Genomic DNA, 1,408 nt, shown 5'->3' with positions numbered 1-1,408 from the left:
TTTCCCGGGTGCGCCCGCCCGACCCGGGAGTGCGATCTCGACCATCTGCACGCGTGGAGCGACGGCGGCGCGACCGACGACGACAACCTCGATCCCGCGTGCCGCCACCATCACCGAGTCCGCCACGAGAGCCGCTGGTCCGCCAGCCGCGATCCCGATACCGGCGACCTCGCGTGGACCACTCCGCTGGGGGCGCACATCGATTCCGACCCACCGCCGTTCTAACGGAAGATGGCGTCCGGTCAGACCTGTGCGGTCCCTCGTGCGGCGCGCGTTGTGCACTCGCTTGTTAACGCTCTCTGATGCTGTTTTCGTTCGGAGCTACTCGCGTTGATCGACCCACGTATCAGGGGAGTTGTTGACTTTCCGGTACCCGACCTCGCGGAGAAGCCGCCCGCCCGGCTCGGGATCCAGCCCGAACACGACATCGAACGTGCCGCGCAACCACTCGCGCTCGACGCTCACCGCTTGCAGCAATTCCATCGTGGGAATCCCGCCACCGGCGTCCATCCAATCGCGTGCCAGCGTCCGTTGTCGGGCGTACTTGATCGCCTCCAAACGAAGCCGGACTGGTGTCACGTACCGCAGAAACGGCAGAAGATCGCTGACGGAGGCGTGCAAGAGGTCATCGGGGCGACCGGGTCCACGACCGAACGTGTCGATGGGGAGTACGCGACCATCTGTTGCAGTCGCGACCGCACGGACCGTCACTTCGGCATCGACTAGTCGCCACACCGATCCCTCATTCTGGGGGCCGGTGCGATACACCTGCCACACTCCCCTGGTCCGGCCGACGGCCCTCGTCAGCGCAAGGACGAACGGTTCATCCCAGTCGCCAACTACATCCACCAACCTGCGCCCCGCGTCGGGACCATCAATTGCCGACTCGTACTCGATCAACATGCGAACCACGGTCGAACGTTAGCGCGACAGGAACTGCCTGTCGGAATGCCACCGGTAGCCCGCCCGTCGTTTCCACATGTGTGACGACAAAATCACGTCGCATTCACGACACCGTTACGCTCCCCGGCGTGGCTCTCCCTCGCGGGCACCTTTCTCGGCCCGCCCCTTCGTCACACGACCCACGGACTACCGGTACCCCGACTCTCCCCTCCCTCAGCCCTCCCGACGCCGAAGCGATCGCTCGCGTGCACGCGGCGTCCTGGCGCGAGACATACGGACGATTCGTCGACGACCCCGACACCAGCCCGTGGTTCGGCGTCGAACGTCGCATCGGCATGTGAGAGGCCACCCTGCGCGAGGCAGGGACGTCCACGATCGTCGCCGAGGGCCCCGGGGGAATCGTCGGGTTTGTCTCGACGCCGCCGACGGCGGAACCGGGTGCCGTGCGCCTCGAGGAGCTCACCATGCTCTATGTGCTGGAAAGCGCCCACGGGACAGGGGGCGG

Annotated in this window: 2 protein-coding genes; one reads left to right on the top strand and one right to left on the bottom strand. The window is 66.2% G+C overall.

What is annotated here, in order from left to right; genetic code table 11:
- Window positions 1-225 (top strand): HNH endonuclease signature motif containing protein (locus LQV45_RS32430; RefSeq protein WP_230011664.1); only part of this gene is annotated, 225 nt, incomplete at its 5' end.
- A gap of 96 nt (window positions 226-321) precedes the next feature.
- On the opposite strand, the gene LQV45_RS32425 is transcribed toward LQV45_RS32430, so the two are convergent.
- Window positions 322-903 carry a hypothetical protein gene (locus LQV45_RS32425; protein WP_230011661.1) on the bottom strand — a complete coding sequence of 194 codons (582 nt, stop codon included), beginning with the start codon at window positions 901-903 and terminating at the stop codon, window positions 322-324.
- Window positions 904-1,408 lie beyond the last annotated feature (505 nt).

It is taken from the genome of Microbacterium sp. Bi128 (assembly GCF_918698205.1).
The sequence above is the reverse complement of the archived record's forward strand: the minus strand, read 5'-3'. Positions and strand labels throughout refer to the sequence as shown.